Origin of the sequence: Minwuia thermotolerans, from assembly GCF_002924445.1 — a bacterium.
Taxonomy (GTDB): domain Bacteria; phylum Pseudomonadota; class Alphaproteobacteria; order Minwuiales; family Minwuiaceae; genus Minwuia; species Minwuia thermotolerans.
Genome location: NZ_PIGG01000015.1, coordinates 40,638 through 57,016 on the forward strand (window position 1 = coordinate 40,638; position 16,379 = coordinate 57,016).

Here is a 16,379-nt window from a genome sequence, read left to right on the forward strand (position 1 = left end):
CTCAGGCGTCCTCGTCCAGGCCCACCCCGATGCGGCCGGCAAGCTTCGCCTGGAACAGGATGTCGCCCAGCCTTTCCACGGCGCCGTCCGGCGGCTCGCCGCCGACCAGCCGGCGCAGGCGCCGCTCGAAGTCGTCGAAGTCGTCGGCCTCGGCCAGCTCGCCCAGGGCGTCGGCGACAAGGTCGGAGAGCGGGTCGTAGCCCTCCGATTCCAGCGCCGCGATCGCGAGGTTGTCGAGCATGTCGGCTTCCGCGCCGGTCGCAGCTGCGGTCGTGAGGCGGTCGCGCCGGGCGGCGGTCTCGGCCGGGTCCGCCGCCGGATCGTCCGTCCCGCCCGGCGGCGGGACTGCCTGCGGCGCCGGCGCCACCAGCAGCTCTGCGCCTTCGTCCGGATCGGCGAAGCCCAGCATGTCGCGGATCTCCGACATCTGCACCTTCAGGCCCATCGGCACGAAGGTCTTGAGCCCGTCGATCCGCTTGTCCAGCGGAATGTCGTCGGGCGCCACCAGGCGCATCCTGGGATAGGCGCGCCGCGGCCCGAGGTTGAGATCGACCAGCGGCTTGACCAGGTCGCGCGCCAGCGTGGCGCAGAGCTGGCGGGCGTCGGCGTCGCGAATGTCCTCGCGCACGTCGTCGTGGACCCGGCCCACGGCGTGACCGCCGGCGATGGCGTCGGTGGTCGCGGTCTGGCCCAGCACCAGCTTGGAGGCCTGCTGGTCGAGATAGGCGCAGAGCCGCTCGAACAGGTCGATATTGCCGGCGAGCTTGGCCTCGATCAGCTCGATCTCCATCGAGCGCGGCACGATGCCGGCCATGTCGGTGCCGATGGCGCTGACCGCGTTGAGCAGAACCTTCCGGTCTTCCGCGCTCGCGCCGGCATCGTAGCGGCCGATGCGGATCGGGTGGCCGAAGGTCTCGGCGAAGACGATCCAGTCCTTCAGCCCGAAGTTCTGGAACAGGTAGAGCCAGGCCGCCGCCCGGGCCAGGCCGGCGCGGATCGGGATGCCGGACTTGGCGCGGGCGTGATGGGTGATGAACTTGAACGGCGCCAGCGGCAGATCGCCGGCGATGTCGCGCAGCAGCAGCGTCGTGCCGTCCTCGATCGAGGGCCGGAACCAGCGCGGGTCGCGCCACTCCAGGCGCTCCGGCCACCAGGCCCGGGCCTCCTGCCGCCAGATGATCTCGGCCACGGCATAGCCCTTGGCGATGCCGTCCAGCAGGTCGATCAGCTCGTCCTCGATGCCGTCGCGCACCACGGCCTCGCGCACCAGGTCGGCCGCCTTCACGTCGTCGGCCGCGTCGGAGGCGGCCTCGACCTGCAGCTCCAGTCCGGCGACGGCGCGCTTGCGGACGCCGACGACGGCGGCGTAGTGGGGATACTTCTCCTCCATCGCCTCGGCCAGTTCCAGATAGGCCGTGGGCTCGCCCTGCTCGGCGTCGAGCAGCAGCCGCGCCAGCCGGGCGGGCGTGAGCCCCGCCTCCGGGTGGTCGGAGATCACCTGGCGGACGGAACGGAGCGACGGCGCCGCCAGCTCCTCGGTCAGCTTGCCCCGCTCGATCGGGCGGCCGTACTGGTCCAGGATCCTCGTCTCGGGCATCACCAGGCTCCCTTCGATCGCGCGAAACCGGCCAGCGAGGGCGGCCCGTCATCATCCTCGGCGCGGCGGCCCAGCACGCCGGCGCGGCCGCTGGCGGTGCCGGTGACGGCTTCGTAGCCGTATTCGAACGCGCCCTCGGCGGCGGCCGCCGCAGCCAAGGCATAGGCCCAGAAGATGTCGGCGTGGACCGTGTCGTCGTTGACCAGGCGCGGCGCGCCGGTCGGGCCGGCGACGCGCTTGATGGCGCGCAGGTCGGCGCGGATCTCCGGGCTGTCGGGGATGCGGATGGTGCCGTTCTCGAAGCGCGCCTTCAGGATCGTGGCCAGGTCGAGCCGGCGCGGGCCCGAAAGGATCACGCCCTCGCAGCGCTCCTGGCCGTGGCGCGCCTGGATTTCCTCGACCACCGCCTCGCCCATGCCGGTCTGGTCCATGGCCAGGCGGACGACGCGGTAGTCGCGCATCATCCGGCCGATCTCGTCGTACTGCTCGGCGAAGCGGCGGTTGTGCATGTAGGTCTCTTCGCGCAGCCAGAGCACGTCACCGACCATCTCGAAGGGGGCGACGACGGACAGGTCGCGGCGGCGCGCCACGTCCCAGCCGGAGAAGACGAGGCCCTTTTGGTAGAGCTCGGGGCGGCCGGCTTCCGGGTGCTGCGCGGCGACGATGTCGTCCAGGCCGATCCAGGAGCCCGCGCCGGTCGAGGGCACGCAGTCCAGCTCCTCGGCGGCGTCGGCGCCGTAGAAGGCGCGGATCTCGGCGCACCAGGACGCGCGGCCTTCCGGCGTGGCCTCTCGTCCTGTGACCAGGCAGATGCGCTCGTAGAGCCCTTCGGCGATCGCATCGTCGAAGGTGATGGTCATGGTCGCGCCCTTGCGCCGGCCGGCGCGGATCTCGTCGATCAGCTGGTTGAACGGATTGTCGACGCCATTGTGCGTGGAGACCACGATCACCGAGCCGCCCCACATCAGCAGCGCCATGGCCGCCTTCAGAACTTCGGCGAGATCCGAGTAGAACGCCGCCTCGTCCAGGATCACCAGGCCCTGCTTGCCGCGCAGCGCACGGGCGACGGAGGGCAGCGCCACCACCTCGAAGCCGGAGGCGAACTTCACCCGGAACGCCTTGATGTCCTTTTCGTCGTCGGCCAGGACGATCTCGTCCATCTCGCCGACGGCCATGCCGAAGGCGCGCGCCCACATGCCGACCACGTCGATGAACTCGCGCGCCATCTCCAGGTCGTAGCCCATGTACCAGACGTCCATGCCGCCCTCGCCGCGGGCGGCGGCGGCCGTCAGCGCCGCGTGGGAGGCCATGCCCCAGGTCAGGCCGATGCGGCGTGACTTGTCGATCACCAGCAGGGCCGAGACCGATGTCATGGTGACGGCCCGCGCCTGGTACGGCAGCAGGATGTCGCCGCGGGGCATGGCCTTCATCGCGGCCGGCAGCTCGGCCGTCTTCGGCATCAGCTGCTCGATCGGGCCCTGGTTCATGCGGCGATGCCCAGGATGGCGTGGCGGATGCCCTTGACCGTGTCGGCCGAGAGGCCCGCATTGCGGGCGGCGGCCTCGGCCTTGTCGGCGCTCGCCTCGCGCTCCTTGCGGCGGGCTTCCTCGACCTTGGTCTCGAAGTCCTGGTCCAGGCGCGCGGCGCGCGCCAGCTCGGCCAGCCCCTTGCCGATATTGGCGATCGACTTCGGATCCAGGACGCCGCCTTCCTGGTCCACCTGGGCCAGCAGGTCGAAGACGAAGGTCCTGGCCATCTCCACCAGGAGGCGGCCTTGCTTGCCCTGCATGGCCGCGTCCGGCAGCTCCTTCGCCAGCGCCTCGGTCATCTCCCGCGCCTGGCGCAGCCGCGACGCGGTGCGCTCGTGATTGACCATGAAGCGGTGCGCCGAGGAGCGCGAGACGCTGATCTCGTGCGGCGCCAGCAGCTCGGCCAGGAAGGTGGTAAAGTCGTCGACCGAGCGGTTCTCGTCCGCCAGCCAGCGCTTGATGGTCTGACGGACGTCGGACGGCAGGCGATCGATCTGGTGGCGCGGGGGCATCTCAGCCGAGCTCGCTGGGCCGGGGACGCTCCACGCCGTCGACATGCTCCTCGCCGCGCGCCACCGTCAGGCCCCGGTCGGTCAGCTTCGCCAGGACGTAGGGGCCGACGATCTCGGTCGTGACCAGATCCCGGTCCTCCATCCACGACAGGTGCGCCTTGACGTCGGATTCCGTCAGCGACTGCGCCGTGGAGACTTCCAGCGCCCGGCGGATGATCGCGTGGTTCTGGCTGTAGCCGGCGTCGGCCGCCAGCAGGCGCAGGATCTCGCGCCGGACCATGGCGCGGATGGATGCGGCAAGGCTCATCGTTTCTCACCCCTCTGCAGTGCGCCGGCCTCGGGAATGTGATGGCGGACCAGGATCTCCATCAGGCGCTTCAGCCCGCCGATGTCGGCATGCGCGCCCTGCACTTCGGAGGCCATGGCGGTCACCGCGTCCTTCACGTTCGAGACCCGGTCGTGCAGCCGCTGCAGGTCTTCGTGGCCGGGCGCGTACTGGTGGCGAAGTTCCAGCTCCTGCAGCCGCTTGTCATGTTCGTCGAGCGACTTCTTGATCTCCGAGGAGACCTCGGCGAGTTCTGTGCGGATGGACGACGAGACGCTCGCCAGCTGCTCGGTCATGTTCGCGGAGACGTTGGCCATCTCCTGCTTTGCCGACGTGCGGATCGACCAGGCGACCCAGCCGACCACCATGTTGATGATGACCGTGATCACCGGAACGATGATCATCGGGATCCAGTTGATCTCCTCCATTGCGCCGCCCCTCCTACGAACCGTCGCGGCCGGTCAGGCGGCCGAGGATGGAACCGATCACACCCGGCCCGCGGTTCACGCCGGCCGCCGTCTTCTTGTCCTCAGAACGCTTCCAGACGCTGACGCCCAGGACCGAGAGCGCGAACATCCAGATCGGCGCGATCGACGCGATGGCGTCGCCCAGGGCGATGAAGATGGCCGGCGCCTCGCGCGGCTCATTGATCGCGACCCAGCCGATCACGAACATCAGGCCCAGCATGGACAGCGCCCAGGTGAAGGCGACCGCGTAGCCCAGCGTCGGCCGCCAGCGCCGGACATACGGATCGTCGGAGGCGATCTCGGCGCGCATGGTCTCGTTGACCTGGCGGTGGCGGGCGACTTCCGAGTCGATCTCGGCCAGCTCGATCGCGGTCGCCTGGCGCTGCAGCTCGGCCACCAGCCTGGGGTCGGCCCGGAGACGCTCCAGCGCCTGCTCGGGCGTCTCGGCGCCGGTGACGCGCCGGGCCACGTCGACCACCCTGGTCGCGACGCGCTCGCCATTCTCGCCGTTGATCAGCCGCCCGATCGACGGCAGGAACTCGGCGACCAGTGGCAGTGCCGCGGCGATGATGGCGGGGACCATCAGCCCCGCCTCGCCGAGAGATGGTCGAACGGGTAGCTGCGCAGGAAGCTCAGGGCCTCGACTGAGAGCGCCCGCGGCACCTCGGCCGGCGCGCCGTGATGGCGGCAGCGGTGGAAGGCGCGCTTCTTCACGCGCTGGCTGCGGGCCTTCCTCGGCGCGCTCATGCCCCGCCCCCCTGAAAGGTCGCGGCCTCGGGCATGCCGGCGAAGAACGCGCCGACGTCGAAGCACGGGCAGGCCTTGCCCGGATTGACGTCGCGGTGCCCGATCACGCGCCTGATCGTCGGGAAGCGCCGGCGCAGGTGCTCGACCAGCACGGTCAGCGCCAGCATCTGCGCCGCGGTGTAGTTGAAGTCGGGCCGGTCGGCGTCCTCGGCCCTGCCGCCGACCAGGCAGATGCCGATCGATTGCGCGTTGTGGCCATAGGCGTGGGCGCCGATTTCCTCGTCGACGTCGCCGTCCCGGTCCAGATCGCGGCCTGGCTCCGTCTTGCCGCTGCGGCGGATGACGTAGTTGTAGCCGATGTCATCCCAGCCGCGCCCCTCCGGCGGCGGGTCGGTGTGCCACGGCCGCATTTCCGCGACCCCGATGTCCATGCCGGGCGGCGTGTGGGCGCCGTGGATGATGATGGTATCGATATGGCGCAACGGGCGCTCCCAGGACCGGGGTGATTTGCGGCCATGGTCGGGCTTCTGCCCCGTGCGAATAAGGGCGTAACGGTTACGCCCCGGCAGGATCAGTCGAAGAGGTCGATCTGGGCGGCGGGCTTCGGGTCGCGGTCCCAGTGCTGGGCGGTGCGGCGGCAGATCTTCACCGCGGCGCCGGCGCGCTCCTGGCTCCAGTTCTTGGCGCGGAGCCAGCGGTAGATCACCGCCTTGGCCAGCGGTATCTCGAGGCGCTCGTCGGCCAGAGCGTCCACGATCGCCCGGGCGGCGTCAACGCCGACGATGGCCGCGAGGTCGGAGCCCTCGGCCCGCTGGGGCACGCGCAGCCGTGTACCGCCCCGCGAGAGCGCAAGTTCCAGCGCCGCCTCGACGCCGGCGGCGTCGGCCACAAGATTGAGCGTGGCGGGGAGCTGGCCCTCAGCCATGGCCGGCCCTGTCTTCGGGGATGCCCTCGGCGCGGCGGATGCGCCGGCCGAAGGCGGCGATGACGCGGTCCAGCTCCTCGGCCGAGAGCTCGTCCAGGCGCGGCGGGTAGTGATCCTTCGGCCGCGCGGTGCGCCCGATCGCGGCGGCGACGTAGAAGGCGTCGCCGGTCTCGAAGCGGCCCAGCTCGTGCAGCTTGCGGCCCTGGGCGGCCAGCACCGCCAGGCGATCGCGCATCGCAGGCCTGAGCCCTTCGGGCGGGCGGCCGGCGAAGCCCCATTCGTTCCAGGCCACGCCGGCCTCCCTGCTGAGGAAGTCCTTCAGTCCCTCGACCACCTTCATGGCGTCCTCGCCGTGCTGCCACTCGGCGCGCTCGACACGGGTGACGTTCCGGGCCCAGGCGCTGAGCGCCTCGTCGGAGCGGTCGCGGACCACGCCCAGGTGCCAGCCGGAGATCCACAGCGCGCGGATTTTTGAAAGCATGCCACTGGACGCGCGCGCGCCCGGGGTGGCGGAGGGCCGGCGGGCGCGCGCCTTCTTCGCCGGCCGGAAGCCCTGGCTCCTGAAGTGCTCGACCAGGTCGACCAGCTGATCGTCGGAGAGCTTCGTCCGGGACCGCGCGCCGTAGCGGGCTTCCAGCAGGTCGCGGAAGTCCGCCTCCTCTATCCCCAGCTGCTTCACCGCGATCGCGGACTTGGCCAGCAGCGCCTTCCGGTTAGCCGGGACGGTCATCGGTCCGGTTCCTCGTAGTCGCCGGGCCGCTCCAGCGCCTTGCGGCAGGGCGGGATCCAAATCAGCTTCGGGTCTATGCTGGTCCGTTTGAAATCCCGGCCCGGCCAGACGAACCATGCGTAGCTCGTCGCGCTCGACGCCTTTCGATCGAGCCGGCCCTTGAGCATCGGCACGCGCTCCGAGAACGGCGCGAAGATCAGTGGCGGGTTCGACTCGAAGATCTCGCGGTACCGCGCCGCGCCCTCCAGGAAGACGGTGCGGACCAGCATGGCGACCGCGATCTCCGCGACCTCCTGGCCTCGGGCGACGAATTCGGCCGCCAGCCGGAAGGGCGGGTTGGTGATGACAAAGTGAGGGCCCGGCCGGTGCTCTACGATGTAGGGCAGGTACGGCATCAGGAAGTCGTGGGGTGGCCCCCCGTGCATTCTGGCGTCGACGTCGGTGCCGATGACCTCGCCGAAATACTCGGCAAGCGCATTGACCATGTGGTCCTCGCCGCAGGCCGGCTCCCAGACAACCGAGTGCGCGAGAAAGCTGCGATAGCCGTACTTGCCAAGGCCGACCAGCACGTGCTCGATCAGCGCCCGCGTCGCCCAGGGCGGCGTTGGGAAGAAGTCCAGAGAATCGTGCGGCTCGCGCCGCTGCGCCATCACGGCGCTGCTGCGGTTCTGGCTCATTTGCCGACTCCTCGTTTCGCGTCGCGGATGCGGCGGCCGTTGCGGCCGGCCTCGCGCTGCCGCTTCAGCCGGGCCGCGCCGCCTTTCAGCTGCTCGATCGAGAGCGGCGCGGCGTGGTGCTCCATCTCGATCGCGCTGATTCCGGCGGCGTGGCCGGGCGGCAATTTCGTGACCTTGCCCTTCGCCAGGAACGCGTCGATCGCCGCCTGCTCCTCGGCCGACCGGCGCAGGCTCGTGCGCGCGATCTCCTGCGGCCGCCGCGCCGGCAGCGCCGGAAAGGACGGCGCGCGGGCGGGTTCGATTGCCTTCTCAACGGGCTTTGAAGCCTGCTTGATCGCCGGCTGAGGCTTCGCCGCCGGCGGAGACGCGTGGAGGGAGGTAGCGGGATATGTCGCGGGAGTGGGTTGACAGCATTTATCCAGAGGCCGAGGTTCGTTGCAGGCCGGGGTCACAGCCTTGTTTTCGGGTCTGCAAGACCTGTCCACAGAGGTGGAGATGGCTTTCGGCCGGGTCGGCGCTGGATGTGAATCGTTAAGCATGCTGGCTTCTGGCGTCGACCTCGCGTCTTTCAGTTCGAGATCAATAAAGTCGCGGATCGCCTGGTACGGCTTCATGGTCCGCGCGGCGATCTCCGCCGGCTCGAGCCCGGCCTTCGCCAGGCGGCGGACGTGCTTGCGAGTCTCCCTGCTCCAGGTCATGCCCGCGGCCATCGCCTCAGCCCTCGATGTCGCAGCGGAAGCCCGGCCGCTCGCGCGCCTCGGCGTCCGCGGCCTCAGCCAGCCGGCGGAGGCAGTGCTGGCAGGCTTCCGGTTGCGGCAGGATCAGCTCGGCGTTCAGCACCTCGTTGGCCTCTGTCACCGCACGGGTGATCACCTGCCGGCGTTCAGCGCTGCGCGAGGAGCGCCCGGCCGGTGCGGCCGCCAGCGCAAGGTTCATCATCACGCGGCGCATCTCCTCGACGGTGGTGGTCGGGCGCGACGGCATGGTCAGCTCCCGAAATCCGCGGCGATCCGCTGGGCGGCGTCGAGCGCCAGACCGATCATGGAGGCCGGCGCGGTCTCCGACCGGCGGTCCAGGTTCTCCGGATCGATCGGGCCGGTGGCGACGCGGGCCAGCGAGCGGCGCAGCGCCTCCAGCGGAATGCCGTGCTGCAGGGCGACGGACGCCATCACGGCCGCGTCCTCCAGGGCGTGGCGGGTCTCCGAGCCCTCCTTGCCGGCGAAGATGAAGATCTCGCGCAATTCGCCGGTCGCCGGATCGAAGCCGCAGCTGACTTCGGCCGACAGGCCGTTCCGCTCGATCGTCTCTGAGACGGACGGCCGCCGCTCCGGCAGGCGCTGGCGGGCGGCCGCGGTCACGGTTGACCTCCGGCTGCCATCGCGCCCGCAAGCTGGAAATGCGGCGGCGTGGGGCGGTAGAACGGCTCATTGAGCCGGCGGCAGAACTCGCGCGCCAGGCACTCGCTGCGGAAGCGGGCGACGACATCATCGCCGAAATGGGTGTCGATCACCGGGTGCGGCAACGCCTGCTTGTCGGCCGGGCCGGGCTGGAAGCGGGTAGAGATCATGACGCGCCCGCCAGCTCGGCCGGCGCCCTGGCGCTGGCGAGGTCGATGGTCACCGGCGTCCACGGCTCGCGCGGATGGTCGCGCTTGTAGAAGCGGACATACTCGCGGCTGCCCTGGATGCGGATGGAGTCGTTCAGCGCAGCGATCGCCTGCCGCCAGCCGTCGTCGTCGATCTCCAGCCGGCGGAGGCCGAACAGCGCCTCGCGGTTGATCCGGCCCTCCTTGTCGACCTGGAAGGCGTGGTCGACCAGCGTGCGGATCTTCGCGTCCGCGCCCTCCGACCATGCCGAGATGCAGGCGTCGAAGAGCTCCTTGGCGACCTGCAGCTCGGGCCCGAAGGTGAGCGAGTCCTGCACCTGCACGGACACCTTCATGCAGCCGTCGAAGGTGATCAGGGTGACGTTGCCCTTCTTGCCGCCGCGCGTGACGCCGTACTTCTCGGACAGCAGGTCCATGAAGGTCGCGACATCGTCGAAGGTGTGGCCGCGGAACCGCGCGATCTGCGCATTCAGCTCTTCGGCATAGCCCAGGATCTTGCGGACCGTCTGGTCCTCCAGGCGCTCGTGGTCCTTGACCATGTCCTCGGGCACCAGCCGGCCCTTCGCGTCCATGATGAAGCCATCGGGTATTTCGACATTCATAGATCAGCTCCTTGCCCAGATGAGGTGAAGCCAGCGCAGCTGCTGGCGGATGAAGCGGCGGAGGTGGCTACGGCGTCTCATCGCAGAGCTCCTCGCGCAGCTGTTGGAGGGTGCGTTCGATCCCGTCGGCCAGCTTCTCCAGCCGCCAGATCAGGCGCTCGCGGTCGGCGCGGCCGGCCTCGCGCAACACTTCGAAATCCTCGAGAGCGAAATCCGCGTTTATCCCCTGGACGACCTTGGCGACGTCCGGCTGCGTCCTGAGCGCGTGCTCGGTCTTGCGAATGCCGTGCAGGATGCTGGTGTGATCGCGCCCGAAGAACCGGCCGATCTGAGATGAGGATTTGCCCAGGCGCCGGTAGATGAGATAGGCGGCAATGTGCCGGGCCTGCGAGGTCTCCCTGTTCCGGGCCTCGCTCATCATCGCCTCGACCGTCACGCCGCAAGCCTCGGCGGTCCGTTCCGCGACCTGCAGCATCCGGCTTTCGAACTGGTTGGCGGCAATGGCGTTCATCGCCGCCCCCTGAAGTCTTCCAGGCGCACCACCGGCTGCGTCGGGTCGGGCTCGAAGCTCGCCACCTCGCCGAAGCCGTCGATCTGTTGCGGCGCGGCCTCGCGATAGCCGGCCGGCGGCGGGACTTCGCCGGGCCGGCAGACGCGGACGGTCGAGCCGCCAAGGGCGTGCTGTGCGGGCTCGGCGACCACCCGCATCAGCTCCAGTTCGGCGACCCGTTCGATCGTCTCCTCGAAGCCGAGCAGCGCATACTGAAGCCGCTCCTCGGTGAGCTCGCCGCTCCGCATCAGGTCGCGGAGCTGGTCGACATGGTGTTGCAGGTCAGTGCTGAGCATTGTCGCCTCCATCCTCGGAGAGCCGCTTCCAGGCGGCGCTGACGTGGGTGACGTTGAGCGGCTCCCCCTTGCTGTTGGCAAAGGCGCTCGCGATGCGCAGCACCTTGGTCATGCCGCGGAGCGCGCCCGGCTTGGTGGCGACCGCCTTCAGCAGCCGGACCGTGTCCGGGTCGGTGACCTTCCAGGCGCCGATCAGTTCGCAGACGTCTTCCGGCCAGGGCTTGCCTCGCGTGAACCGCATGCCGATCCGGCTGAACAGCTGCGCGAACTCCGGCCGCCGGCCCTCGCCCTGCAGCCGGCCGTAGACACTCTCGTTGCCCACCAGCGCGATACCGACGCCGTAGAGGTCGTGGAGCGAGCGGAGCTGGTCGAGCGCCTTGGAGACCAGGTGCTGGGCTTCGTCGACGATCAGCAGCCCGCCCGTGTCGCGCACCCGGGCGCCGATGGCCTCGGGCAGCTTCGTCGGGCTCTTCTCGGTCAGCTGCAGGGCCTGGGCGATGACCTGGAGCATCGGATAGACGTTTGCCGTCGACGGCTGCATGGTCGCCATCCAGACATTCGGGTTCGTCCCGGCGTAATGCCCGCAGGCCGTGGTCTTGCCGATACCGGCGCCGCCGGCGACGACGACGATGTCCGGCCCGATTTGCGCCCATTGCAGGACGTCGGTGACACTCGAAGCGGTCCGGGTTTTCACGAACATCGGCGCCTGCGGCAGGGACGAACGGGCGCGTTTGCGTTCCTCGCGGGAAGCAAGCCAGAGCTGCACCTTGCCGGCGACATTGTCGTTCCGGCCGGTATAGGTGCCCGACAGCCAGGCGCTCATGGTCGGCGCAGCAATGCCGGCGTCCCGGGCGGCTGAGGCGTGAGAAAGGTTCTCGTCCGCGATCAGCTTCTTCGCCTCGGCGCGGATCGCCTCGATCTCGGCGTCTGTAAGGGTCTGGTCCTTGGGAGCGTTCATGCTGTAGCCTTTCGCTTGTGCAGTTGTTGCTCAGGGGCGGGATGGCCGTGGCGCGGCCGCCCGCCCCTACTCCTCGATCAGCCGGAGGTGACGGCGCTCCTGCGCCATCGTCCGGGCGAACGCCTCGTCGAAATCGAAATCCTGTTCCTCCGCCGGCGCCGCCGCGGCCGCCTGGCTGCCATTCGCGACCAGACGGATTGCCGGGGCCTCGGGCGCTACCGGCTCGTCCACGTCGGGCAGCAGCCGCGCGTACTCCTCCAGCGAGAGCGACTTCTCGATTTCCGCCGCTTCCCTGGTCGCGCGCTTGAAGGCGCTGCGTTTGCGGTTGTGGTCGCGCGCCTGGCCCGTGTCGGCGAAGCCGGCGGCCTCCAGGCACGCGGCCTCGGCGATCATCTGCCCGTCCAGGCGATAGACGGTGATGCCGTCGTGGAGATGATCGGGGTCGAAGCGGACGGTCAGGGCCTCGCCGGCGTGTTCGACCAGAGCCTCGGACCAGTAGCGGTTGCCCAGCAGCCGGATGGAGCCGGACTCACGGTCGGCGCGGACCTTCTCGGCGGCGAGCATGCACATGCGCAGCTGCTCCGGCGTCGCCTTCCGTATCAGCGACTGGCTGTAGCTCTGTCGGAACGCCTCCTCGAAGCTGAGCTTCCGGCGGCAGACCCGCGTGTTGCGGCCTGGCCGCGTGTTGTGCAGACGGATGCCCTGCTCGACGGTCTCGATGAAAGTCTCCACCGGTACCGCCTTCGAGCCGTAGTTCTCGGGCTTCGCGTCGGGGCGATTGCCGGTATAGGCGCCCTCGAAGGCGGGATGCTTCGCGATGGAATCGCAGAGGTCTTTGAAGGCGCGCTCGATCGGCTTCGATTGGCCGCTGTAGGGGCGGGTCCAGTGGATTTCCATGCCGAGCGCCGTCAGCACGCCGGCGGGCTCCTCGGGCTTCACCTTGAAGCGGTAGCGGTTGGGCGTGCCGCCGGTGATCCACTTCGAGGCGAAGCCCCGGCCATTGTCCAGCCAGACGCGATCGGGAATGCCGTACTTGCGGAAGACGTCGCCGAAGGCGAGCCGCACCGTGTCGGCGTTCTCGCTGACATCGAAGCGCCAGCTCAGGAGGGCGCCGGAATAGAGGTCCTGGATGGCGACCATCATCGGCCGCACGATTCTGCCGTCGTACCACCGCACGAAGACGTCCCACTTGTGGCCGTCCGCGTTCACCGCTTCCAGGGCGTGGAACAAGGAGCGGTCGCGCTCCTGCGGCGGGTAGAGCCGGTGCAGGGCGTCATAGCCCTCGCGCAGCAGCACCTGCACCGGTCGCGGGATTTCGTTCTCGAGGCGCCGTTGCAGGGTCCGCTTCGCCGGGATGGTCCAGCCATGTTCGCCGGCGGCGAGCTCCAGCCGCTGGTAGCAGGTCTCGAAACTCGGCTGCGACAGTCGGAGATAGTCGGCCTTCAGAAACTCCCAGGCGCGCGGATCGCATCCGGCGGTCTTCGTCCGGCCGGTGTGCTTCGGCGCCAGCGCCGGCAGCCAGTCGGCGCGATCGAGACCTGCCACGAGACGGAACCAGTCATAGACCGCCGACTTGCCGACCTTGTGGGCGTTGGCGACGGCGCAGACGGCGTTGTTCTTCGACATGCCGCCGCGTTTCAGCGCCTCGATCTCCTCCAGGACCTTCAGCCGTTCCCGCGCCTTGCGCTTCCGGCTGTCAGGCAGGCTCTCGAACCAGCTCCAGTCGACCCGCTCGGCCGTCGATCCGGGCGCCGTCGGCGCGGCCGTGTCGACGGGCGCGGCCAGCGCGGCCTTCGCGATGGCCATCTGCGCCCGCTCGGGCAGAACGCTGCGGTGGTACTCCATGCCCCCGCCGCGGCCCCTGCGCTTCCGGGCCAAAGGGTCGCCGGCGACCCTCCGCCGGTCGGCCCAGCACTCCCGCCTGGCCATCAGCTGGATCGCGCGAACAGTGGTCGGCAGACCACTCAGCCCTGCCTCCGCCAGCTCGGCCGCTGTCCACCAGTCCTTCATCAGCGGATGCCCTTTCGGGCGAGGCGGCGCGCCATGTCGTAGTGGCGGTCCAGGTCTTCCTTGGCGTCGGCCAGCTGGCCCACTTCGACCCAGGGCAGCCAGCGGTCCTCGATCACCGACCAGCCCAACGGCTCCGCCGCGATCTGCAGCAGCCGCCGGTCGCCGGTGACGTGGACCAGCGCCATCAGACGCAGGAAGCTGATCGTGTGTTCTTCCTTCGCCGGGCTGGCATAGGCGTCGAGCGTCGACTTGCTGACGGCCTCGCCGAGCCACTCCGACATGGCCTTGGCCACCTCGCTGCGGTCGAATTCGCAGTCGTTCAGCGTCTCGGAAATGGCCCGCGCGATCCTGATCCTGAGGTCGGCGGCGCGGACGCGCTGCTCGTCATAGCGCGCCACCAGCTTGGGCGGCTCCCATTCGAACAGGTCCAGCGTCTGACCATCCCGGCGCCGCGCCATCAGATGCGCTCCAGACGGTAGCCGCGGGCGGCGACGGCGTCGGCCAGCTCGTCCTCGTCCAGCTCGGCGACGAAGGCGCGCCGCTCGTCGGCCGAGGCCCGGTTCCATAGATTCCACATGCGGCTGGTCGGCGTCTTCGCCTCGGGCGCTTCGGTCTCGCCATCGACCTTCGCCAGGGCGTCGGCCACGCTCGCCGCGCGGGCGGCCTCGTCCTCGGCCGTCAGCAACAGCGCGACGCGCTGTTGCTTCCGCGGTTCCAGCCGCGACAGCGACTCCAGCTCCCGCTGGCTGTCCTCGAACGGGGTGCCGCGCAGCCTGTCGGCGGCGAGCTCGTCCAGGTCGTGGCCGATCAGCGCCTGGCGCTGGACGGTTCTGGCGCTGCAACTCGCCCGCAGCGCGACGGAGCGATACCAATCTGCCAACCGTGGCACATTGGTCGCGTGATCGCTCCGCCGGTCGCCGCCGTGCCGGGCGTGAGTGCGCTCCTGGAAAAGACACTTCAGCTGGTGCAGGAACTGGCACCGCTCCAGCGCGGAGAGCTCGATGCGGCAGAGGTTCTCCATCAGCTCGCGCTCGCGCCGGGCATTGGCGTCGTCCTCGCAGACGAGCACGTCGATCTCTTCGTGGCCGAGTTCCTGGACCGCGGTCAGCCGGTGCAGGCCGGCAACCAGGCGCCAGCGCCCTCCCTCCTCCTGGCCGACTTCGATCGGGTTGCGAAGTCCGTGGACCTCGATGTCCGCCTTGAGAGGCCCGAGCGCCCGCCGGTCGACGGGACGGATGCGGCGCCCGACAAGGATGTCGGCGACGGGGATGCGCTTCAGGACGAGACCGGTCATGGCGCGGTACTCGAGACGCCGAGGTGCCAGCCGCCGCAGAATTCGCAGCGATAGGCCTCGCGGCCCTTGATCTTCCGGCGGCCCTTGAGGGCGCGGTGCGCGAGGGTGCCATTCGGAAAGCGCTTCTTGCCGGAGCACTGGGCCAGCTGCGCTTCATGCTTGGATAGCGTCGTCGGGCGGAGCTTGGTGCGGGCGCCCATGTCTACGCCGCCTCCCGCTTTTGACACTGACTCCGGCCGCGCCCGGCGCTACGGTTCAGGCTGGAGAGACGGCGGTTGCCGTCGGCGTCGAACCATTCGGGCCAGAGTTCGTGCACGCTCCGGCCCAGGAACTCGGCGATGATGCGGTTGCCGGTCGGCTGCGGCCTGCGGGTGGCGCAGCGGATCGTCGAGGTCGAGACGCCGTGACGGCGCGCGAGTTCCGACATGGACCCGATCCGCTTGCGGATCTCGGCCATGATGTCGTTCGGGTCTGCGTTCCTTGCCTTCTGGGCCATCCGTCTCTCTGTCCGATCGCCGGCCCCGCCAGGCCGGCTTTGTTCGCGCTATGCGCATCGCAACTGAGACGAGGGTACGCAAAATTATGGGCTTCTATCAACATAATTTCGCGCTTCGTAGTTCAAGATAGAGCGCATGATCATGCAATTTTGGATTTTCTCCGCAATATCATTCACTTGCGGGAACAACGAAAATGTCTGTTAAGAACGAAGCGGATTTCGCAGTTCCGGGGCCGAACTCCGAAATGCAGGAGCGGATTCGGTACGCAATATCATGCGCAGGCGGCGACAAGGCTGTTAACGACCGGTCTGGCGTGAAGGTCCGCAGTCTCCAGAGCTACAAGACCGGTACGACGCCCTCGGCAATTGCGCTGGGCGAGATTGCTAAGGCCACAGGATTCCGGCTCGAATGGCTCACCTATGGCGAAGGGCCCATGCGGCCAGACGAGCCGCCAGCCCAGCAGCAGAACCACACACAAACCCAGCTCGCCGACATCCGGGAACGCGTGAAGGCGATCGAGAACGGCGTGGGCAGCGCCAACGGCCTGGAACCTGGATTCGTCATGATTCCCCGCTACGATGTCGAGGCCTCGGCCGGGCCCGGCATGTTCTCCGATCAGGAAAACGTCGTGGATTACATGGCCTTCCAGCGGAAATGGGTGCGCCAGGCGCTCCGCGCCGACCCGGACCACCTGGTCCTGATCACGGCCGCCGGCGATTCCATGGAGCCGGTCATCCGCTCCGGAGACCTGCTGCTGATCGACACCTCGATCGACCACTTCCGCGACGACGCCATCTACGTCATCGCCATGGCCGGCAATCTGGTGGTCAAGCGCATCCAGCGCTTCTTCACCGGCGGCGTTTCGGTGAAGTCCGACAATCCCGCCTATGTTGAGCAGACCATCGGCGCGGGCGAGCTCGACCAGGTCCACGTCGCCGGTCGTGTCCGCTGGATTGGCAGGCTCATCTAATGGCCCTCTCGGGGCGCTCTAATTGACGTCTGATAGGCCGCTCATTGCCTGCCGCGCGATTCCGGTTTCAACTGGCGAGATTCCTCG

25 protein-coding genes are annotated in these 16,379 nt (G+C 69.1%); 1 reads left to right on the forward strand and 24 read right to left on the reverse strand.

Translation table 11 applies throughout. From position 1 onward, the window contains the following. Nucleotide 1 precedes the first annotated feature (1 nt). The 24 genes from CWC60_RS03345 to CWC60_RS03455 form a co-directional block, all read right to left on the reverse strand. Nucleotides 2-1,597 (reverse strand): DUF935 domain-containing protein, encoded by a 1,596-nt coding sequence (locus CWC60_RS03345; protein ID WP_109792134.1) that lies wholly within the window; start codon nucleotides 1,595-1,597, stop codon nucleotides 2-4. Continuing rightward, the gene (locus CWC60_RS03350) at nucleotides 1,597-3,084 is read right to left on the reverse strand and encodes a phage terminase large subunit family protein (protein WP_109792135.1); all 1,488 of its coding nucleotides are present in this window, start codon (nucleotides 3,082-3,084) and stop codon (nucleotides 1,597-1,599) included. Before CWC60_RS03350 ends, CWC60_RS03345 begins: the two co-directional genes overlap by 1 nt. Continuing rightward, nucleotides 3,081-3,638, reverse strand: a complete 558-nt coding sequence (locus CWC60_RS03355) for a phage protein Gp27 family protein (RefSeq protein ID WP_164516293.1) — start codon at nucleotides 3,636-3,638, stop codon at nucleotides 3,081-3,083. The genes CWC60_RS03350 and CWC60_RS03355 overlap by 4 nt, the downstream gene beginning before the upstream one ends. A gap of 1 nt (nucleotide 3,639) precedes the next feature. Continuing rightward, entirely contained in the window at nucleotides 3,640-3,945 is a 306-nt protein-coding gene (locus CWC60_RS03360; protein ID WP_109792137.1) for a VpaChn25_0724 family phage protein, read from the reverse strand. Further along, on the reverse strand, nucleotides 3,942-4,391 hold the full coding sequence (locus CWC60_RS03365; RefSeq protein ID WP_109792138.1) for a hypothetical protein: 450 nt from the start codon (nucleotides 4,389-4,391) through the stop codon (nucleotides 3,942-3,944). Before CWC60_RS03365 ends, CWC60_RS03360 begins: the two co-directional genes overlap by 4 nt. 13 nt (nucleotides 4,392-4,404) lie before the next feature. Then, entirely contained in the window at nucleotides 4,405-5,013 is a 609-nt protein-coding gene (locus tag CWC60_RS03370) for a 3TM-type holin (RefSeq protein ID WP_109792139.1), read from the reverse strand. Beyond that, a complete protein-coding gene (locus CWC60_RS23470) occupies nucleotides 5,013-5,177 on the reverse strand; it encodes a hypothetical protein (RefSeq protein WP_164516294.1) in 165 nt (54 codons plus the stop codon). Before CWC60_RS23470 ends, CWC60_RS03370 begins: the two co-directional genes overlap by 1 nt. Further along, nucleotides 5,174-5,659 (reverse strand): N-acetylmuramoyl-L-alanine amidase, encoded by a 486-nt coding sequence (locus tag CWC60_RS03375; RefSeq protein ID WP_109792140.1) that lies wholly within the window; start codon nucleotides 5,657-5,659, stop codon nucleotides 5,174-5,176. Before CWC60_RS03375 ends, CWC60_RS23470 begins: the two co-directional genes overlap by 4 nt. A gap of 89 nt (nucleotides 5,660-5,748) precedes the next feature. Continuing rightward, nucleotides 5,749-6,102 carry a hypothetical protein gene (locus CWC60_RS03380; RefSeq protein ID WP_109792141.1) on the reverse strand — a complete coding sequence of 118 codons (354 nt, stop codon included), beginning with the start codon at nucleotides 6,100-6,102 and terminating at the stop codon, nucleotides 5,749-5,751. Then, the gene (locus CWC60_RS03385; RefSeq protein ID WP_164516295.1) at nucleotides 6,095-6,832 is read right to left on the reverse strand and encodes a regulatory protein GemA; all 738 of its coding nucleotides are present in this window, start codon (nucleotides 6,830-6,832) and stop codon (nucleotides 6,095-6,097) included. Before CWC60_RS03385 ends, CWC60_RS03380 begins: the two co-directional genes overlap by 8 nt. Next, on the reverse strand, nucleotides 6,829-7,509 hold the full coding sequence (locus tag CWC60_RS03390) for a methyltransferase (RefSeq protein ID WP_109792143.1): 681 nt from the start codon (nucleotides 7,507-7,509) through the stop codon (nucleotides 6,829-6,831). Before CWC60_RS03390 ends, CWC60_RS03385 begins: the two co-directional genes overlap by 4 nt. Next, nucleotides 7,506-8,219, reverse strand: a complete 714-nt coding sequence (locus tag CWC60_RS03395) for a hypothetical protein (protein ID WP_109792144.1) — start codon at nucleotides 8,217-8,219, stop codon at nucleotides 7,506-7,508. The genes CWC60_RS03390 and CWC60_RS03395 overlap by 4 nt, the downstream gene beginning before the upstream one ends. Nucleotides 8,220-8,223: 4 nt before the next feature. Next, nucleotides 8,224-8,493 carry a hypothetical protein gene (locus CWC60_RS03400; protein ID WP_109792145.1) on the reverse strand — a complete coding sequence of 90 codons (270 nt, stop codon included), beginning with the start codon at nucleotides 8,491-8,493 and terminating at the stop codon, nucleotides 8,224-8,226. 2 nt (nucleotides 8,494-8,495) lie between these two features. After that, nucleotides 8,496-8,867: a TSCPD domain-containing protein gene (locus CWC60_RS03405; RefSeq protein ID WP_109792146.1), complete on the reverse strand. Its 372-nt coding sequence runs from the start codon at nucleotides 8,865-8,867 to the stop codon at nucleotides 8,496-8,498. Then, nucleotides 8,864-9,076, reverse strand: coding sequence for a hypothetical protein (locus tag CWC60_RS03410; RefSeq protein ID WP_109792147.1), 213 nt, complete (start codon nucleotides 9,074-9,076; stop codon nucleotides 8,864-8,866). Before CWC60_RS03410 ends, CWC60_RS03405 begins: the two co-directional genes overlap by 4 nt. Then, complete coding sequence (locus CWC60_RS03415; protein WP_109792148.1) at nucleotides 9,073-9,717, reverse strand: DUF3164 family protein; 645 nt, start codon at nucleotides 9,715-9,717, stop codon at nucleotides 9,073-9,075. The genes CWC60_RS03410 and CWC60_RS03415 overlap by 4 nt, the downstream gene beginning before the upstream one ends. A 67-nt stretch (nucleotides 9,718-9,784) precedes the next feature. Beyond that, nucleotides 9,785-10,228, reverse strand: a complete 444-nt coding sequence (locus CWC60_RS03420) for a helix-turn-helix domain-containing protein (protein ID WP_109792149.1) — start codon at nucleotides 10,226-10,228, stop codon at nucleotides 9,785-9,787. Continuing rightward, the gene (locus tag CWC60_RS03425) at nucleotides 10,225-10,563 is read right to left on the reverse strand and encodes a hypothetical protein (RefSeq protein WP_109792150.1); all 339 of its coding nucleotides are present in this window, start codon (nucleotides 10,561-10,563) and stop codon (nucleotides 10,225-10,227) included. The genes CWC60_RS03420 and CWC60_RS03425 overlap by 4 nt, the downstream gene beginning before the upstream one ends. Continuing rightward, the gene (locus tag CWC60_RS03430) at nucleotides 10,550-11,521 is read right to left on the reverse strand and encodes an AAA family ATPase (RefSeq protein WP_109792151.1); all 972 of its coding nucleotides are present in this window, start codon (nucleotides 11,519-11,521) and stop codon (nucleotides 10,550-10,552) included. Before CWC60_RS03430 ends, CWC60_RS03425 begins: the two co-directional genes overlap by 14 nt. Before the next feature lie 66 nt (nucleotides 11,522-11,587). Continuing rightward, the gene (locus tag CWC60_RS03435) at nucleotides 11,588-13,531 is read right to left on the reverse strand and encodes a transposase domain-containing protein (protein ID WP_109792152.1); all 1,944 of its coding nucleotides are present in this window, start codon (nucleotides 13,529-13,531) and stop codon (nucleotides 11,588-11,590) included. After that, on the reverse strand, nucleotides 13,531-13,989 hold the full coding sequence (locus CWC60_RS03440; protein ID WP_109792153.1) for a DNA transposition protein: 459 nt from the start codon (nucleotides 13,987-13,989) through the stop codon (nucleotides 13,531-13,533). Before CWC60_RS03440 ends, CWC60_RS03435 begins: the two co-directional genes overlap by 1 nt. Beyond that, nucleotides 13,989-14,825, reverse strand: a complete 837-nt coding sequence (locus CWC60_RS03445) for a ParB/RepB/Spo0J family partition protein (protein ID WP_109792154.1) — start codon at nucleotides 14,823-14,825, stop codon at nucleotides 13,989-13,991. Before CWC60_RS03445 ends, CWC60_RS03440 begins: the two co-directional genes overlap by 1 nt. Next, the gene (locus CWC60_RS03450; protein ID WP_109792155.1) at nucleotides 14,822-15,025 is read right to left on the reverse strand and encodes a hypothetical protein; all 204 of its coding nucleotides are present in this window, start codon (nucleotides 15,023-15,025) and stop codon (nucleotides 14,822-14,824) included. Before CWC60_RS03450 ends, CWC60_RS03445 begins: the two co-directional genes overlap by 4 nt. A gap of 2 nt (nucleotides 15,026-15,027) precedes the next feature. Beyond that, nucleotides 15,028-15,321 carry a helix-turn-helix domain-containing protein gene (locus tag CWC60_RS03455; protein WP_109792156.1) on the reverse strand — a complete coding sequence of 98 codons (294 nt, stop codon included), beginning with the start codon at nucleotides 15,319-15,321 and terminating at the stop codon, nucleotides 15,028-15,030. Between the two features lie 314 nt (nucleotides 15,322-15,635). Here CWC60_RS03455 and CWC60_RS03460 point away from each other — a divergent pair, with 314 nt between their 5' ends. After that, complete coding sequence (locus tag CWC60_RS03460; protein ID WP_164516296.1) at nucleotides 15,636-16,292, forward strand: S24 family peptidase; 657 nt, start codon at nucleotides 15,636-15,638, stop codon at nucleotides 16,290-16,292. Nucleotides 16,293-16,379 lie beyond the last annotated feature (87 nt).

What these genes read in the sequence shown, in the direction of transcription:
- CWC60_RS03345 (WP_109792134.1), bottom strand. Translation starts at nt 1,597, where the DNA reads ATGCCCGAGACGAGGATCCTGGACCAGTACGGCCGCCCGATCGAGCGG.
- CWC60_RS03350 (WP_109792135.1), bottom strand. Translation starts at nt 3,084, where the DNA reads ATGAACCAGGGCCCGATCGAGCAGCTGATGCCGAAGACGGCCGAGCTG.
- CWC60_RS03355 (WP_164516293.1), bottom strand. Translation starts at nt 3,638, where the DNA reads ATGCCCCCGCGCCACCAGATCGATCGCCTGCCGTCCGACGTCCGTCAG.
- CWC60_RS03360 (WP_109792137.1), bottom strand. Translation starts at nt 3,945, where the DNA reads ATGAGCCTTGCCGCATCCATCCGCGCCATGGTCCGGCGCGAGATCCTG.
- CWC60_RS03365 (WP_109792138.1), bottom strand. Translation starts at nt 4,391, where the DNA reads ATGGAGGAGATCAACTGGATCCCGATGATCATCGTTCCGGTGATCACG.
- CWC60_RS03370 (WP_109792139.1), bottom strand. Translation starts at nt 5,013, where the DNA reads ATGGTCCCCGCCATCATCGCCGCGGCACTGCCACTGGTCGCCGAGTTC.
- CWC60_RS23470 (WP_164516294.1), bottom strand. Translation starts at nt 5,177, where the DNA reads ATGAGCGCGCCGAGGAAGGCCCGCAGCCAGCGCGTGAAGAAGCGCGCC.
- CWC60_RS03380 (WP_109792141.1), bottom strand. Translation starts at nt 6,102, where the DNA reads ATGGCTGAGGGCCAGCTCCCCGCCACGCTCAATCTTGTGGCCGACGCC.
- CWC60_RS03385 (WP_164516295.1), bottom strand. Translation starts at nt 6,832, where the DNA reads ATGACCGTCCCGGCTAACCGGAAGGCGCTGCTGGCCAAGTCCGCGATC.
- CWC60_RS03390 (WP_109792143.1), bottom strand. Translation starts at nt 7,509, where the DNA reads ATGAGCCAGAACCGCAGCAGCGCCGTGATGGCGCAGCGGCGCGAGCCG.
- CWC60_RS03395 (WP_109792144.1), bottom strand. Translation starts at nt 8,219, where the DNA reads ATGGCCGCGGGCATGACCTGGAGCAGGGAGACTCGCAAGCACGTCCGC.
- CWC60_RS03400 (WP_109792145.1), bottom strand. Translation starts at nt 8,493, where the DNA reads ATGCCGTCGCGCCCGACCACCACCGTCGAGGAGATGCGCCGCGTGATG.
- CWC60_RS03410 (WP_109792147.1), bottom strand. Translation starts at nt 9,076, where the DNA reads ATGATCTCTACCCGCTTCCAGCCCGGCCCGGCCGACAAGCAGGCGTTG.
- CWC60_RS03415 (WP_109792148.1), bottom strand. Translation starts at nt 9,717, where the DNA reads ATGAATGTCGAAATACCCGATGGCTTCATCATGGACGCGAAGGGCCGG.
- CWC60_RS03420 (WP_109792149.1), bottom strand. Translation starts at nt 10,228, where the DNA reads ATGAACGCCATTGCCGCCAACCAGTTCGAAAGCCGGATGCTGCAGGTC.
- CWC60_RS03425 (WP_109792150.1), bottom strand. Translation starts at nt 10,563, where the DNA reads ATGCTCAGCACTGACCTGCAACACCATGTCGACCAGCTCCGCGACCTG.
- CWC60_RS03430 (WP_109792151.1), bottom strand. Translation starts at nt 11,521, where the DNA reads ATGAACGCTCCCAAGGACCAGACCCTTACAGACGCCGAGATCGAGGCG.
- CWC60_RS03435 (WP_109792152.1), bottom strand. Translation starts at nt 13,531, where the DNA reads ATGAAGGACTGGTGGACAGCGGCCGAGCTGGCGGAGGCAGGGCTGAGT.
- CWC60_RS03440 (WP_109792153.1), bottom strand. Translation starts at nt 13,989, where the DNA reads ATGGCGCGGCGCCGGGATGGTCAGACGCTGGACCTGTTCGAATGGGAG.
- CWC60_RS03445 (WP_109792154.1), bottom strand. Translation starts at nt 14,825, where the DNA reads ATGACCGGTCTCGTCCTGAAGCGCATCCCCGTCGCCGACATCCTTGTC.
- CWC60_RS03450 (WP_109792155.1), bottom strand. Translation starts at nt 15,025, where the DNA reads ATGGGCGCCCGCACCAAGCTCCGCCCGACGACGCTATCCAAGCATGAA.
- CWC60_RS03455 (WP_109792156.1), bottom strand. Translation starts at nt 15,321, where the DNA reads ATGGCCCAGAAGGCAAGGAACGCAGACCCGAACGACATCATGGCCGAG.